Below are 16266 nucleotides of genomic sequence, written 5' to 3' on the forward strand. Positions count from 1 at the left end.
TATGATTAAAACAGATATTTGTATTATAGGTGGTGGTTCAGGTGGACTTTCTGTAGCAGCTGGTGCAGTACAAATGGGTGCAAGCGTAGTTCTTTGTGAAGGTGGTAAGATGGGAGGTGATTGTCTTAATTATGGTTGTGTACCATCTAAGGCAATTATAGAAGGTTCAAGAGTTATTACAAAATTAAATAAGGCTAAAGACTTTGGTATAAATGTAGATGGCATAGATATTGATTACGCCAAGGTACAAGCACATATCAAAGCTACTATAGCAAAAATAGAGCCACATGACTCAGTCGAACGTTTTGAGAAATTAGGCGTCAAAGTTATCCAAGAATATGCGGAGATAGTCGGTCGCTATACGGTCAAAGCGGGTGATAATATTATCAAGGCTAAATATATTGTTATAGCTACAGGTTCAAGAGCAAGTATTCCTAATATTAAAGGTTTAGATACGGTTGATTATCTGACCAATGAAACAATTTTTGAGCTTAAAGAAAAACCAGAGCATTTAATGATTATCGGTGGTGGACCCATAGGTGTAGAGCTAGCACAGGCTTATGCTTTGTTGGGTAGCCAAGTTACAATTTTTGAAGCTTCAGATACTATCTTGGGTATGCTTGATAGTGAATGTCGCAAAGTTGTGATTAAGGAGTTTGATCGTCTAGGTATCAATATAATTACAAATGTAAATATCACAGAGATTGAACAGCAAAACCAACAGATAAATGTTTGTTGTGGCGATAAATACTACGAGGGGTCGCATCTATTAGTTGCAGCTGGGAGACAGCCAAATTTAGCTAAGTTAAATTTAGATAATGCGGGTGTTAGATATACTTCTAGAGATATAAATGTTGATAAGCGCTTGAGAACAAACTATAAAAATATCTATGCTATAGGTGATATTACCGGAGGGTATCAGTTCACTCATGTGGCAGGCTATCATGCTGGTATAGTGATCCAAAATATCTTATTCAAGTTACCAGCAAAAGTTGATTATAGTAGCTTACCATGGTCTATATATACTAGCCCTGAAATCGCACATGTTGGTCAAGATATCTCACAGGCTCAAGATCAAGGTGCAAAAATTCTGAAACTGTCATATCAAAATAATGATAGAGCAGTCGCAAGCCTAGCAACTAATGGCTTAGTCAAAGTGGCTGTTAGCCGAAAAGGTTATATATTAGGGGTTACTATTGTTGGTGAAAGCGCTAGTGAGCTAATTGTACAGTGGACTTTAGCAATCAAAAATAAATTAAAGATAAAAGATATAGCCTCTCATATTGTGGCGTATCCAACTTTGAGTGAGCTAAATAAAAGAATTGCTGGAAGTTATTTCACACCGAAGCTATATAGTAACAAAGTTAGACGCTTAGTTAGACTGTTAATGAAAGTATTTGGTAAAAGATTATGATAGAACAAAAAATCAGACCAACTTTTCAGAAAATCTTCGTTGATAATGTCGCTAAGCTTGTAGCGCCTATAATAGTTCCTAACGTGGTTACAATACTATCTTTAATCTGTGGTTTAGTTGCTGCAGTATCATTTTTTATGAATCAATACTTGTGTGTGTTTTTGCTACTGTTATCAGGATATCTAGATATTTTAGATGGCTCAGTTGCGCGTCTACAAAATAGTTCATCATCATTTGGAACTATGTTAGATATATTAAGTGATCGTTTTGTAGAGAGTTTTATTATTATCGTTATTTTTATTAATCAACTTGATATTGCATGGGTTGGTTTATTAATGATGATGTCTATTATTGTCTGTATTAGTAGTTTTTTGCTAGTAGGGATATTCAGTCAAAAAGAGTCTTCTAAAAGCTTTTACTATAGCCCAGGTTTAATTGAAAGAGCTGAAACATTTATCTTTTTTATAGTTATGATTTTATTACCGAGCACAGTATTTGTACTAGGCTTGATTTATACACTGTTAGTTTTATGGACTACGCTGTACCGTTGTTATGAATTTTACTGTTACGAAAAAATTAAGGAGCAATTATAATGAGAAATTTTTTAAATAAAACTTTTGTGGGCTTTATGGCGGGATTAATTAGTGCCTGTGTTTTATATTTTTTGTTTATTTTTATTCGTCAGCATGGAGTTGAGCTTAATGATGAATTTAAATATACGCTTTATCGCTTAATGGTATGGGGTGGTGTTTGGGCTATATTATTTGCATTACCTATATCCAAAAATATTCTTATCAAAAGCATAGTTATTGGTTTAGCTGTTATATTGTTTAACTTTTTGGTTAAAATGCCATTAGCTGGTCAGGGTTTCTTTGCTATAAATGCTGGCACAGCAGTATTTGTTATGAATATTGTTTTTAATTCTTTATGGGCATTACTCGCTGGTGTTATTTATAGTATTGCGACAATTCAGCAATAGAGTTGGAGAAACTGTTATGAATAGTTTTAGAGATTTGTTGAGTAAAGTATTTACTGCCTATATGGCAGGATTAATCAGTGGACTGGTTATAGAGATTATTTGGATTTTGGTTACAACTCATAGTTTAAACCTAAATGAAGATCTAAAGCTAGAGTTATACCGTATGATGATATGGGGTGGTGTATGGGCACTACTTCTTGTTTCACCATTTCCAAAGAATATTTGGGTAAGAAGTGCTGCTATGGCTTTGATAGTTATACTTTTTAACTATATGATAAGAATGCCTTATTCCGGCGATGGCTTCTTCGCATCAAATGCTGGAAATGATGTGTTTTACGCTAATCTTATATTTAATTGTCCATGGGCTTTGTTGGCTGGATTTATATATACACTTGCTAGTAATAAGTAATATATAAAACTTTTAATAATTTTTAGATAATTTAACCATATCACTTGTTTTTCGCTAATTAATCCCTATATCTAATAGCAGGAAATTTTATAACATTAATTGTGTATCCATATTATCTATTTGTTGGATATGTTTGAAAGTATTTGGGAGTTTAAAATATGGCGGATTATTATTCTTTACTAGGAGTTAGTAGAGATGCTTCAGAAGCTGAGTTAAAAAAAGCATACAGAAGATTAGCAAAAAAATATCACCCGGATGTCAACAAAGAAAAAGGGGCTGAAGATAAGTTTAAAGAAATTCAAACAGCTTATGATGTCTTAGGTGATAAAGAAAAGAGAAAACTCTATGATGCGTATGGAGAAAACTGGGACAAAGTTCAGCAAGGCGGTTTTGGTGGGGCTGGAGGCGGCTTTGGAGGTTTTTCTCAAGGTGGAGGAAGCTCTCAAAGTTTCAATTTCGAGGATTTAGGTGATATTTTTGGAGATCTTTTTGGTAGCAGTGGAGCTGGTGCAAGAGGCTTTGGTGGAGGTCAACCAAGAGCTAGAAAAGGTGAGGATATAAATATCTCTTTACGTTTGAATGTTGAAGATGCTATCAAAGGTGGCTCTAGAACAGTTTCGTATAGCTATCAAGAAGCAGGTGCTAACGGTATGCCAACTATGCAGCACAAAAGTGTAGATGTCAAAATACCACCTGCTATGGGTAATGGTAAAAAACTACGTGTCAAAGGTAAAGGTGGTGCAGGCATTGGAGCAAACGCTCCAGCTGGAGATTTATATATCAAAGTTGAAGTGGTCGATCATAAAAACTATAAGATTGATGGCAATGATATTTATGAGCATATTAATATAGCACCTTGGGAGGCGGCTCTTGGTACATCACTAGAAATAGATACTCCATATGGTAAGAAGAAAATGAAAGTACCAGAGGGTAGTCAATCGGGGCGTAAAATGCGTATCAAAGGTAAAGGTCTTGGGGATGGAGATTTTTATATTGTCTATGATGTCAAATTACCAGCTGCTGATACTGATGAGAAAAAAGAGTTCTATAAACAAATGCAAGAAAAAATGAATTTTGATCCAAGAGCTTAGACTTGCCTTTTTCTATTTCCTATTTCAATTATAAAGTAACTTACCAGTATTAATGAGCCTCCAATAATCGTTGATAAATATATTTTTTCATCATTGATAAGCTTCCCAAAAATTGTTGCAAAAATAGGCTCAAAAGAGAAGATAACAGCAGCTTGGGACATACTTAGGTGTTTTTGATAAGTGTTCTGTAAGTAGTAGCAAGTAATTGTTGAAATTGAGCAAAAAACTATAGCGATTACTAATATATAGTTAAAGTGAAGATACATAAACGATGATACATCTGTTATCAAAGGCATAGGTATACCAAAAGCTACTTGCAGTATTATTAGTAGACGCAAGTCTTTAAAAGCCTCGCTGCGATAATCTTTTCTAGTTTCATAGCTAAGATATACCACTGATACAGCATACATCAGAGCGCATAATACTGACCAAAGATAACCTATAGTAAAGTTATCAAAACTTGCGCCAGATAGTGCATATATCCCTAATAATGAAACACCAGAAGCAACTATTCCATAAATTGTTAATCGATCTACCTTAAAAAGACTTCCTATGAAAGGAATCATAATTACACTCAAAGCTGTCAAAAATGCAGAAACACTTGATGAAACGGTGTATAGTCCTTGAGTCTGAAAATAAAAACTCATACCTTCAAGTGAGTCAAATATAGCCCCCACTTTTAGTAAGTAGAGCTTATTATTAAACCTAGCTCTTAAAATTAAAGGTAAGAATAATAAGCATGATAACCCTAGTCTAAAAGCTACAAAAAGCCCAGGTGAGACATACTCAAGAGAGATCTTAACTAGAGGAAATGTTGTTCCCCAAAGAATGGTGACTATAAAAAGGCAAATACGGCCTTTCTTTGTATATTCATGATATTTTTAAATATGATTTAGAAATTTAATTAGCAAGTTTGTCTTTATCTGCTATCAAAATCAACAAAGAAATTATGAAATTTAGGTTATCAGCTCAAGTTATGAATTAAATATAAATTTGAGCAAAAAGACAAAGTGTTATATGTAGATTAGATTTTTATTGGAGTAGTACTAATTATGATAATAAAGTTGTTAATTACTACTCTTATATTTTATAGGCTAGTAACTTCTCATATTTCTACAACCCAAGTTATCGCCAGTAGATGTTCCGATGATATCAGCTAAACGGGTGTAGAAGTTATTTCTATTACTAACTTGATAAGATTCGGTATTTCCACCTTTATTACACTCGATTCCCCCGTTTATAATATTTGCAGTCATGCCGAAACCCGGCACACGATTAGCATTTAAGTCATCATTACTTGGTCTCCAAATACCCAGTAAAGCATCATGAGCTGATGGTTTAGGAGGCTGTGGAGTCATCCAAAACCATAATGCAGAAGTCCATGCTATTTTGTAGTCCCTAAGTACTAAGCCTGGGTTAGCAAGTAGGTTGATAGGGTTGTTACCTGCAAATTTCTCATTATAGAAATCTTGGAATAGACCGTAGTTATAGTTCCACGATAGTTGGATCATACCTCTACCATGGTAAAATTGTCCTGGAACTCCCTTGTGGGCTGGGTTTCTAGGATTTTGGTCAGTATATTGTGAGCAACCACCGTTTTGACATCCGACCTCTTCTATAAAACATAGTCCCCAAGCATATTTGCCGCCCGGGGCTGTAGCCCAGCCACCATTTGTTTCTTGCGATACATTTGCCAAAAATGCTGCAATTTCTCGTTTAGCTAGCTCTATTTTTTGTTGCTGGCTTTGGGCAACTCTATCAGGAATGGCTTCTGGGTTAGCAAAGCTAGGGAAGTTGGCAGCAGCAGCTATTAGACCATCATATAAACCTTTTAGGCCATTATTTTTGGCTGTACATGCTCCGTTTGTGGCATATGGAAATGCTTTTTCAAAATCACTGAAAGGCAATAGCTTTTCTAGTTCAGAATTAGTTACCTCTGAATGGTCTTCATCTGATGTATAATTCTCATATGCTAGAGTTATTTGAGCATCCTTAGTCACTGCTACAATTTCTCCATCAAGTTTTAGTAATTTACTACTTTCAGGAGATGCATCGATGATGCTGTAATTACCCACTGGTAGGTTTATTTCGTTAGTACCTTCTTTAAATTCATAAGATTTTACGAGCGTGGAGTCTTGTATTGAGGTGAAGATTACAGTTTCTGTATTTTGTCCTAAACCAGTTACTGTTACAGCAGCTTTTACAACATTGTTGGTATCTTCTGTATTATTGCTATTGTCATCACTATCTGGAGCAGGGCCAATTTTTTTCCATACTTGAGCATTACCAGGAGTATCACCCTTTGTCCACCATTGATTTTCGTACAATATACCTTTATATTCTACAACATCGCCTTTTTGGGAATATGTTTTATTACTATCCCAACTTTGGTTATCACTATTATTGACACTATCTTGAGTATTGTTATTATTTGTAGAGTCATCGGTATTGGGTGATTCAATTAGTTCCCATACATTTGCGGAGCCCGGAGTGTCACCTTTTGTCCACCATTTAGCCTTATATGCTTTACCATTGTATGTAACATGATCTCCACCAACAAAGACTTTATTAGCCTGCCAAGAACCGCTAGTGTTAGAGCTGCTTGAGTTTCCAGGATTGCTGTTATTTGTGTTAGTGTTGGTATTATCTGTAGGAGTCTGGTTGTTATCTGATGTGTTGGCATTACTTATTTCTGTCCAAGCATCTTGCCAATGGCTACCACTACCAGGAGCATAATGTGACGCAGACATTCCACACCATCCACTAGCAGGGAATGGTTTACATTGATATTGATTGCCATCTGTACCTACTACAATTTGTCCAGCTGTATAGGATTTTCCTTGTTGATATGTCGTCGCTGAGTTTGCGGGTACTACATAACAGAATATTGTAGCCAAGATACTGCTTATTAATATTTTTTTCTTTGATCTCATAATTGATCTCCTTCTTCATAAAAATTAAAATAATTCTATTTCGTGAGTATTTTGTAAATACTCACACTTATACTTTAGCATATTTTTTATTAAATTAAGGTATCAAAAAAATAATCTCTACAGTGTATTTTTGATGGTGATATTTGTTCTGACAAAGCAGTCTGGGTTGCCTTTTTTTAATTAAAATTGCTATAATTTAGTGTTTTGTAATTACCAAGTGAGAAGAAAGTCGGTGAAGGATGTTTCGAAGGTTAAACAGATAGGCGCAGTGGCTATCATAGCTGGTACAGCAATAGGTGCTGGCATGCTTGGTATTCCGTTTGCAGTAGCAGCTGTTGGGTTTAACTATGCGCTTATGGCGCTGTTTCTAGTTTGGATTATAATGTATGCAACAGCTTTATTGATTGTCGAAGCAAATGTTTCACAGCCACTAGGTACTGATATGGATTCAATTGCTCATAATATACTAGGTAAGTCTGGTAGAGTAATGAATTTGTTGTTTTATTTGTTATTGCTCTATTCGTTGCTTACAGCTTATATCTTTATGGGGGGACAGCTTTTTAAGACATATATCACTAGTTGGTTTAATTTTGAAAGTGATAGTTTTGCAAAGCTTCTATTTACATTTATTTTTGGATTTTTCCTTTATAAAGGAATTAAGGTTGTATTTAGAGTTAATGAACTATTCTTGAGTCTTAAAGTTTTGGCTTTTGTATTGTTTATATATTTTGTTGCTCCACAAATACGCCCAGCTATACTAGAGAGTAGAGCATTAGGTGTTGAATATGTTTGGTTTTCTATCCCAATACTTGTAACATCTTTTGGATTTCATATTGTGATTCCTGCGATTAGGAACTATTTTGAAAATGATATTGTATTTAAAAGAACAGTAGCTGTTGGGGCATTAGCTCCACTAGTTGTCTACTTGGTTTGGGTTATGGCAACTCTAGGGACTATAAATTTATATGGTGGCAATGGTTTTATTGATCTAAGTCATTCAGGTAAAACATTAGCAGAAGCTTATGTAAGTTTAGGACAAAGAGCTCCATTAGTTTTTATTAGACTTTTTGAGAATTTTGCAATTATTACATCTTTTCTCGGTGTGGCATTAGCATTATTCTCATTTAATCAAGATTTGTATGCTCTAAATTCTAGAAAAAAGCTGATTACTCTGGTCGTTACGCTATTACCTCCATTATTCTTTGCGATATATTTTGTTAATAGTTTTATAGCAGCTCTGGGATATGCAAGTATTTTTGTGTCTGTGCTTTTGATTGTGCAACCTGCACTAATGGTTTGGGTTATAAGGTCTAAGCAGGGGCAAAATAGTATTATTAGTAAGTTTTATTTATCTTTGATATTATTCTGTGGTGTAGGTATTATTGCGTTGCAATTATTAGTAGCCTTTGGTAGATTACCTCATATATAATTTTATTAACTTTCAAATCTTTTATATTTCTATGAAAAAACCTACTTTTGATTACAAAAAAAGATCACATGTTAGTGGTAGTTATCAATTTGCAAATAACCATAATAACAGAAAACCTGATGTAGCTGAGTTTAGTGTACAAAAGCTTCAGCAGTTTCCAGATGAACTAGTTGAAATATTTAATCTAATACAGGCTGTTCGCTGTGATAGGATAAGTCTACAAGAGGAATATAATAAATACAGACTAAAACTAAGTAACGATAGAATGAATCTTGAATCTGAAGTTATAAGAATAAAAAAGCAGTATAATGCTAAGATATCTGCTTTGCAGGAAGAATATAATTCGGTAAAATCTAATTATAACATTGAGTTAGCAAAAATTAGAGAAAGCTAATAATACAAAGTCAGTCGGACAGTCGCGCTTTTTATAAGTGAGGAAAGTCCGGGCTTTATAGAGCAAGATGCCAGATAACGTCTGGGGGGCGTGAGCCTACGGAAAGTGCAACAGAAAGTATACCGCCTTTGTTTAAAAGGTAAGGGTGAAAAGGTGCGGTAAGAGCGCACCGCATTGGTGGCAACACTCAATGGCATTGTAAACCCCATCTAAAGCAAGACCAAATAGCGCTACTAAGATGTTGCTCGTATTGTAGCAGGGTAGGTCGCTTGAGCTTGTTGGCAACAGCAAGTCTAGATAAATGACTGTCTATTACAGAACCCGGCTTATAGACTGACTTTGTATTTTTTTTAAAAAAGTGGGAAATTATGCAAGTTATTGACTCTAAACTTTTGGATAGTGATGGTCAGATAAAAGATGATCTTTTAATATCCGAGCTTAAAAGTTTTTATACTAGCGATAAGTTTGGAATTATAGCAGCGTCATTAGAGCTTCTGAAAAGCAAGAGTGCCAAATCAGTACGTCATCCAACCGGTATTAGTTCATTTTTATATGCTATCGAGATGGCATATATGCTTTTTAAAATCAAAGCAGATGAAGAATCAGTATCAGCAGGTATTTTATATGAACTATATAATTTTGGTGATATATCTGATGAAGATGTTGAGCAAGCGACTAATCAAACAGTAGTTAAAATTTTGCAAGGTACTCGCAAAATGTCAGCTATTAGAATGTATCGTTCAGATAATATTTCATTAGAGCAAATAGATACTTTTAGAAAAATGCTTTTGACAATCATAGAAGATGTCAGAATCGTTTTAATTAAGATAGTTGATAAATTATGTACTATAAGGCATCTAAAGTCATTAAATAGTAATACACAAAGAGTTATAGCTAGAGAAACTCTAGATATCTATGCACCATTAGCAAATAGGCTTGGATTAGGGGCTGTTAAGTGGGAGTTAGAAGATAGAGCTTTTTTCTTTTTGAAGCAAGAAGAATATAAAAAGATAGCTAAGAGTCTAGGTTTTACACGTAAAGAAAGAGAAGAGTTTCTTAATCATGTTATCGATGAGTTAAAGCAAATACTTAAGAAATATGGTTTGGATGCGGGCATTCAGGGTAGAGTTAAACATATATATAGTATATATAAAAAGTTTAAAAACAAAGGGTATCAAAATATCAATGAGCTGTACGACATTACAGCGGTTAGGGTTATAACAAATAATGTTGACGAGTGTTATAAGGTACTAGCTGAAGTTAACAATCTATACTCGCCTATTCCTGAAGAGTTTAGTGACTATATCGCGAACCCTAAATCTAACGGTTATAAATCTATACATACTGTTGTCAAAGTAGGTCAGCAGAATATTGAGGTTCAAATTAGAACGCATAAAATGCATGAGGAGTCCGAACTTGGCTTTGCTGCGCATTGGCGTTATAAAGAGGGTGTTAAGTTTGATGCATCTTATGAAGCTAGAGTGGCATGGTTAAGATCTCTTCTAGAATGGGAAAAAGAAATCAACGAAGATGATAGTCAAATTACAAAAGAGCTTAATAAGAGGCTTTATGTATTCACACCTGCTAATGAGTTAATTGATTTGGCTGAAGACTCTACAGTTCTTGATTTTGCATATTCAGTACATACAATGGTTGGTCACCGTACTAAAGGTATTAAACTAAATGGTAAGATAGTTCCATTAACAACAAAGTTAAAAACTGGTGACAAAGTTGAGGTTCTGACAGGAAAGGAGCCAAATCCAAGTAAGGATTGGGCCTCAGAGAGTCTAGGATATTTATCTTCTGCTAGAAACAGATCTAGAGTAACTAAATGGTTTAATGAGCAAAACAAAGAAGATAATATAGTTCTGGGCAAAGATAGGCTACTTAAAGAGCTAAAAGGCTATGATCTTAAAGAAATTGATTTTGTAGAAGTAGCAAATAAGTTTAATATGAAAAGTGGCGATAGTTTATTTGTTGCTGTTGAGAGCGGTACTGTTAGAATCAATAGTATTGTTAATCATATAATTGATACGTATTCAGCAGAAGAAAAGCTTGTCAAGAAGCAAAATAGAGCAAATACAGCCAAAACTAAAATATCTAAAGTTCTAGTATCAGGATTTAATGGTATGAAGTATGAAATGGCAAAATGTTGTCAACCAACTTATCCAGATGAAATTGAGGGCTATATGAGTGTCTCAAAGGGAGTCGTTATACATACATCAAGCTGTCCTAACCTAAAACATTTAAAGGAAAAAAGTCCTGAGAAATTTATAGAAGTTAACTGGGATGAAGAGTAGTAATAAAAAAGAATGAATTATTATTTTCCTCTGTAGTTTCCAGTGTTTTTTGCTTGTTGTAACCAACCATTTTTGATGTAGAAAGTTACTTCATTTGTTGATTTAATTTCGCTACCGTTAGCTGTTTGTCCAGCTATGCTAAGTCTGTTTTCTCCAGGTGTTGGTCTAGCAATTTTCCACTGGCCATCTTCGAATGTTGCTGGCATAACAGTTCCATTAATTATAAAAGTTGGCTTGTCATCAGCAGCTATGGCAGGATTTGTCGATATAGCTAGCTTATCTTCTTTGGTGAAAATATTAGCATCATTAGCTGGAGAAGTTATTTGTACGCTTAGATTCCCAGATTGTTGATTCTCTTCTAATACTTCCTTATTTTTTTCAGCTAAACTAGAATTATTCAGTTTAGATATATCATTTTGATTAATTTTTACAGGCTTACTAGAATTGATATCTTTAGTGGCTTTGGTATCAACAACTGTAGGTTGGCCAACCTCAATAATTTTGTAATCAGTACCATCACTAGGCTTTTCTTCCGAAAATACGACAGTGCCACTCTCAGAGCGCCATGAATAAATAGTAGTGTCGTCAGCGGCTTGTGCAAGAAATATAAAGCTAAATCCTGACATAAGAGCAGTTAAAATAATTTTATGAAAGTTAGACATTATTGAAATCTCAAATTTTTAGCTATCTTAAAGTATATATAAAATTGATAATAATCAAAAGCCTAGATAGATTAATTTATCGACCTAGAACTTGACGTCTGAAGAATTCCGAGTCATTGGAAGTAATGATTTTATGATCTTTAGTACTTCCTCTAACAGAGATTGTGACAGGTCCTGGGTTTGGTCTGTTGATTCTCCATACTCCATTTCCAAAGTGAGCGGGATAAGGTATGCCATTTACTACAAATATAGGATGATCTTCCGCAGTTAATGTTGGCTCTAAAACTATAGGTAGCTTTTCATTATGTACAAACCTATTTTCGCCATTTGCAGGAGAAATTATTTTTACTTTTAATGTACCTGAGTTATTTGTTTGGGTTTGGCTATCGGTTTGAGTATCATCAGAGTTTAAATATAAGTTGTTTTGTTTTAATGATGCAAGTTGTTGCTCTACGGGTGATTTTTGATGAATTTGGTTCTTGTGTGTTACTCCAACTTTTTCATATTCCTGATCAAAGACAGGAGTAGCTTGAGAGAATACTACTGTACCATTGGGCGCTTTCCATGTGTAGACGAAATCATCTTCACTTGCATATAGAATACTATTAGTGAGAGCTAATAATATTAGTGGATATAAGTATTTTAAATAAATCATAAAACAAATAAATTTTAAAACTTTATATTTACAATTATATATGTTTATACTACATCAATTAAGAAAAAGTTTTACTAATAGTATGATTACATTAAATTATGTTATTTATGATTGTATAGCTAATGCATGTTTACTTGGGTTTGCAGTTTTACTTTATAAGAAAAATAAATATGCTTGGATATTTATGCTTGCTAGTTTGATTATAAAGGTCTTTATTTATGGTAAATATGGGATTACAACCTCATTTATCTACTTATCAGCACAAATATTAACAACTGTGGTAGCTGGATATATTTGGCTCAAACAATCTAACTATACTAAACCGACTCAAAAAGTAAGATTGCTAGCGATAGTTGCTAGTTTGATTGTCCTATTATTATGGGTTGGTGTGATGTATAAATATGTTAATCCATATATACTCGATTACGAGTTATTATTTGGATTTGATTATCTATGCTATATGCTAATTGTAATAGGAGCTATATTTGTTGCATTTAGGTTAGCTATAGGGTTATTATTCTTTTCTGTAGTATTTATTAGCTATGCTGTTAATTATGCAAATTCTGCGATGGTTATTAGTAATGCGCCTCAAAATATAAGAGATTTTATTCCATATTACTGGGTATCAGCTGTACTTTTGTTCATTGCTGGAGTTACCATTGTAGCAGCATATACAAACGCTAAGAGAAATGTTTAATACAGTTATAGACTGTATACATCAAATCTATTTGTTTTACCTTTAAGTTGAGATGTTGGTTTTTTACCAAAAAGAAAATCAGCATTAATAGGTCTCTTTACAACAGCTTTTTTGGTTTTTTTCGATAAGATAATATTTTTGAGTAAATTTGTGTTAGATTCATCGTTATTAAAGGCAATATCGTGTAAGACTTGCATTCCTTGTTTGACTTTGGCGCTTTTGTTGCGTGGCGGAAACATTGGGTCTATATATATACAGTCAAAAGAAATACTAGTAGTACTTATATATTCATTAGCATCTATATTAATTAGTTCTATTTGATTGGCAGTATCTTTTAAGTTAGGAGTTTGTCTTGCTCTATTGAGTGCATCTGCGAGTAATACGAAAATATAAGAATCTTTCTCTAGTGAAGTTAATTTATGTCCTCTAGCTGCCAGTGTAAATGTATCTCTGCCTAGACCAGTTGTTGTATCTAGAATATTTAGTTTGTCTTTTGAGCGACCCTCAACTGCTTGGACAATACTGCATTTTTTAGTTTTAGGATTTATCCTATTTAGAGTTTCGTTACTATTAAAATCTATAAATAACTCTTTATCTTTGTAATGTAGTTTTAGGATATTATCCTCGACATATAAGTACTTATTGTCTTGGTTTGATAAAATATATTCAAATTTAATATCTATAATATTTTCAATATGAGATTTTACTGCTAAATCGTAAATATTCATGATTTCTTTTTCGCTCGTGGATGTGCTTTATCAAAAACACTTGCTAACTGCTGGAAGTTTAAATGTATGTATATCTGTGTACTAGAAATATCAGCATGACCAAGTAAATCTTTTACAGCAAGTAAGTCTTTGGATGAGTCTAAAACATGGGTAGCAAAAGAGTGGCGTAACATATGAGGATGTATATGTTTTGTTGCATATTTTTGTGCAAAGATCTCAATACGTTTTTGGATTGATCTATTTGTTAAATGCTCACCATTTTGTGAGATAAAGAGATAGTTACATTTTGGATTATAAGCATCTCTGATATTGAGCCATCTGTCTAAATTTGTTAATGTTTTGTTACCAAAGTATGCAATTCGTTCTTTATTGCCTTTACCAATTACACGTATACTTTTTTGATCTATATTGATGTCTTTTAACTCTATTGAAGCTAGCTCACTAAGTCTTATCCCACAACTATATAAAAGATCAAATGATGCAATATCTCGAGCCTCTATATTATTGGTTGGTTTGATATCTAGTAAATATGCTAACTCATCTGTATTTATAGCTTTTGGCAGTTTTTTGCTATTTTTAGGTGCTTTGATACCTGTTGTAGGATTGTTTTGTATAATTTCATTATTTACTAGGAAATTATAAAAGCTTCTAAGAGAACTTAGTTTGCGTTGCAAGGTTGAAGATGAGTTACCTTGAGCGTGAAGCTTCTTAATCCATGCTAGAATATCATTATTTTTTAATTGACTTATATCTTTGTTATTATCAATTGAGTCATTTAATTGTACCAAATCTCTGCGATAATTATCGATGGTTTGTTGTGAATAATTTTTTAGGTAAAGTAAATTTTCAAGAAAACTATTAATGTGTTCAATATTCGTCATTATTTAATTAGATAACTACACACAGTATTACTATTACACCAGAAAGTAAAGAAATTAGCCATAGGCTTTTATGAGTTGATATCTTATAGTTAAAGCTCTCGCCAAGGCTATTTATCTTAAACGCCATAAGAGCGGGCATAATCATCAACAAAACAGCTATTGATAGGCCAACGCAGGTCATAGCATAAATAAATATATCAGGATCCATTTGATTTATTATCAGTGGTATAGCAAAAGTCAAAATTGTTGCTATAGAATATCCAATGACCTTTTTTGTTTTATATAATTTATATGTGTCTAAGTTAAAGTGGAATAAAGACAGATTAACACTTAAAAAGGATGTCATAATAGCGACATAAGTGAAAATATGAAGTACTGCATCAGTTGTAGGGGTTTTTACTTTATCTCCTAAAGTTTTAAGGATGTCACCGATATTGGCTTTATCAACAGGTATATGGTTAAATATCGAGTCCATAAAGCTTACGGGACCATGTAAAGGTAAGACACCTAAGATAGTAAATACCCAAATTATATATAATATAAGAGGGATAATGCTACCAATTATAACTATGCGTTTCATATCTTTGGCATTTTTGCCAAGATAGTCAGAAAGCGCAGGGACTATGATGTGTGATGTAAAAGAGGTTGTAAAAACTGGAATTGCAATAATTAGAGAAACTCCCAAATCAACTGGAGCAACAAAAAGATTAGGAACTTCAATGTAACTATTAAATACTACACATAAAATAACTAGAACTAGTATTTTTAGTATTATAAAAAACCTATTGGCATAATCAACAAACCTTGTTCCTAATACTACAATGCTTCCAAAAATAACTACAAAGATTAAGGATGATATTTTTTCATCAAGATTTGGAAATGATGATGATAATGATGAAGCAGCAGCTGATATATATGCCGTACTAATAAAATACATTAATACTAGGAAAGCTATACTAGCTACAATACCTCCAGCTTTACCAAGATATTTTTCAGCAATAGTTTTAAAGCTACTACCATAAGGCATTGAGCAAGAAATATCTGAGATAACGACAGCAGTATAAGTCATTATACTCCAGATAAGAATTATAAGAATAGATCCAATCACAAAACCAAGTTTAGCAGTTATAATAGGTAGTGCGAGTATTCCTCCTCCTATCATAGTACCTACTATGATCATTATTGATCCTAAAATTTTGATGAAACTATTCTCGGGGTTATTCATATGCTACTCTTAACTTAGTGTGCTGGTTGTTGAGATTGGTTTGCTTTTTTTTGCATGTATATAGCATCAAAGTTGATTGGTGCTAGATTAAGAGGTAAAAAACCCCCTTTAATTATAGACGAATCAATAACTCTTTTTGCGTAAGGGAAAAGAGTATTGGCACAGTATGTATTAAGTACTGATTCAACCTGTTCCTCACCCATGCCAGTGATTGTGAATATGCCAGACTGAGTAACTTCAGCTATATAAGCGTTAGATTGCTTATTTTTGGTTGTTACTGTAATTGTTAGGTCAAGTTCAAAAGTCTCATCATTGATTTTCTTTGTGTTTATATCAATATTAAAATCTGAACTAGGATCCCACTGATCTTTAAAACAAGCTGGAGAATTAACTGTTTCTAGTGAAACATCTTTTGTGTACACTTTTTGAATTAAGAAAGAAGGTTGATTTTCATTGTCTTGCATAGTTT

Annotated in this window: 16 protein-coding genes, 1 other RNA gene and 1 pseudogene; 10 read left to right on the forward strand and 8 right to left on the reverse strand. The window is 33.5% G+C overall.

What is annotated here, in order from left to right; genetic code table 11:
- Window position 1: 1 nt before the first annotated feature.
- The 5 genes from F7308_RS03570 (at window position 2) to F7308_RS03590 (ending at window position 3893) form a co-directional block, all read left to right on the forward strand.
- Complete coding sequence (locus F7308_RS03570; RefSeq protein WP_013922481.1) at window positions 2-1414, forward strand: dihydrolipoyl dehydrogenase family protein; 1413 nt, start codon at window positions 2-4, stop codon at window positions 1412-1414.
- Window positions 1411-2007, forward strand: a complete 597-nt coding sequence (locus tag F7308_RS03575) for a CDP-alcohol phosphatidyltransferase family protein (RefSeq protein ID WP_013922482.1) — start codon at window positions 1411-1413, stop codon at window positions 2005-2007. The genes F7308_RS03570 and F7308_RS03575 overlap by 4 nt, the downstream gene beginning before the upstream one ends.
- Window positions 2007-2393 carry a hypothetical protein gene (locus F7308_RS03580; RefSeq protein WP_004287132.1) on the forward strand — a complete coding sequence of 129 codons (387 nt, stop codon included), beginning with the start codon at window positions 2007-2009 and terminating at the stop codon, window positions 2391-2393. The genes F7308_RS03575 and F7308_RS03580 overlap by 1 nt, the downstream gene beginning before the upstream one ends.
- Window positions 2394-2409: 16 nt before the next feature.
- The gene (locus tag F7308_RS03585; RefSeq protein WP_013922483.1) at window positions 2410-2802 is read left to right on the forward strand and encodes a hypothetical protein; all 393 of its coding nucleotides are present in this window, start codon (window positions 2410-2412) and stop codon (window positions 2800-2802) included.
- A gap of 158 nt (window positions 2803-2960) precedes the next feature.
- Window positions 2961-3893, forward strand: coding sequence for a DnaJ C-terminal domain-containing protein (locus F7308_RS03590; protein ID WP_013922484.1), 933 nt, complete (start codon window positions 2961-2963; stop codon window positions 3891-3893).
- Here the strand turns inward: F7308_RS03590 and F7308_RS03595 are convergent.
- Both F7308_RS03595 and F7308_RS10390 read right to left on the reverse strand, forming a co-directional pair.
- A pseudogene (locus F7308_RS03595) lies at window positions 3890-4767 on the reverse strand (DMT family transporter). The gene F7308_RS03590 and the pseudogene F7308_RS03595 overlap by 4 nt on opposite strands.
- A 220-nt stretch (window positions 4768-4987) precedes the next feature.
- Window positions 4988-6826 carry a glycoside hydrolase family 19 protein gene (locus F7308_RS10390; protein WP_013922486.1) on the reverse strand — a complete coding sequence of 613 codons (1839 nt, stop codon included), beginning with the start codon at window positions 6824-6826 and terminating at the stop codon, window positions 4988-4990.
- Between the two features lie 232 nt (window positions 6827-7058).
- Here F7308_RS10390 and F7308_RS03605 point away from each other — a divergent pair, with 232 nt between their 5' ends.
- The 4 genes from F7308_RS03605 (at window position 7059) to F7308_RS03615 (ending at window position 10949) form a co-directional block, all read left to right on the forward strand.
- On the forward strand, window positions 7059-8255 hold the full coding sequence (locus tag F7308_RS03605; RefSeq protein ID WP_013922487.1) for an amino acid permease: 1197 nt from the start codon (window positions 7059-7061) through the stop codon (window positions 8253-8255).
- Between the two features lie 31 nt (window positions 8256-8286).
- Window positions 8287-8649 (forward strand): hypothetical protein, encoded by a 363-nt coding sequence (locus tag F7308_RS03610; protein WP_013922488.1) that lies wholly within the window; start codon window positions 8287-8289, stop codon window positions 8647-8649.
- Between the two features lie 6 nt (window positions 8650-8655).
- Window positions 8656-8994, forward strand: an RNA gene (rnpB, locus tag F7308_RS09945) — RNase P RNA component class A.
- A 23-nt stretch (window positions 8995-9017) separates the two neighbouring features.
- A complete protein-coding gene (locus F7308_RS03615) occupies window positions 9018-10949 on the forward strand; it encodes a RelA/SpoT family protein (protein WP_013922489.1) in 1932 nt (643 codons plus the stop codon).
- A gap of 20 nt (window positions 10950-10969) precedes the next feature.
- Here F7308_RS03615 and F7308_RS03620 read toward each other — a convergent pair whose 3' ends face one another.
- Both F7308_RS03620 and F7308_RS03625 read right to left on the reverse strand, forming a co-directional pair.
- Complete coding sequence (locus F7308_RS03620; protein WP_013922490.1) at window positions 10970-11611, reverse strand: DUF4124 domain-containing protein; 642 nt, start codon at window positions 11609-11611, stop codon at window positions 10970-10972.
- Between the two features lie 76 nt (window positions 11612-11687).
- On the reverse strand, window positions 11688-12266 hold the full coding sequence (locus F7308_RS03625; protein ID WP_013922491.1) for a DUF4124 domain-containing protein: 579 nt from the start codon (window positions 12264-12266) through the stop codon (window positions 11688-11690).
- Window positions 12267-12348: 82 nt separating this feature from the next.
- Between F7308_RS03625 and F7308_RS03630 the strand changes: the two genes are divergently transcribed.
- Window positions 12349-12963 carry a hypothetical protein gene (locus tag F7308_RS03630; protein WP_013922492.1) on the forward strand — a complete coding sequence of 205 codons (615 nt, stop codon included), beginning with the start codon at window positions 12349-12351 and terminating at the stop codon, window positions 12961-12963.
- 5 nt (window positions 12964-12968) lie between these two features.
- Here the strand turns inward: F7308_RS03630 and F7308_RS03635 are convergent, their stop codons facing one another.
- From F7308_RS03635 to secB, 4 genes are read right to left on the reverse strand one after another with little or no spacing between them, the layout of a single operon-like run.
- Window positions 12969-13691, reverse strand: a complete 723-nt coding sequence (locus F7308_RS03635; RefSeq protein WP_013922493.1) for a class I SAM-dependent methyltransferase — start codon at window positions 13689-13691, stop codon at window positions 12969-12971.
- A complete protein-coding gene (xerA, locus tag F7308_RS03640; protein WP_013922494.1) occupies window positions 13688-14572 on the reverse strand; it encodes a site-specific tyrosine recombinase/integron integrase in 885 nt (294 codons plus the stop codon). The genes F7308_RS03635 and xerA overlap by 4 nt, the downstream gene beginning before the upstream one ends.
- Before the next feature lie 7 nt (window positions 14573-14579).
- Entirely contained in the window at window positions 14580-15797 is a 1218-nt protein-coding gene (locus F7308_RS03645; protein WP_013922495.1) for an amino acid permease, read from the reverse strand.
- A 14-nt stretch (window positions 15798-15811) separates the two neighbouring features.
- Entirely contained in the window at window positions 15812-16261 is a 450-nt protein-coding gene (secB, locus tag F7308_RS03650) for a protein-export chaperone SecB (protein ID WP_013922496.1), read from the reverse strand.
- Window positions 16262-16266 lie beyond the last annotated feature (5 nt).

This window comes from Francisella salina (assembly GCF_000219045.1).
GTDB classification, from domain to species: Bacteria; Pseudomonadota; Gammaproteobacteria; order Francisellales; family Francisellaceae; genus Francisella; species Francisella salimarina.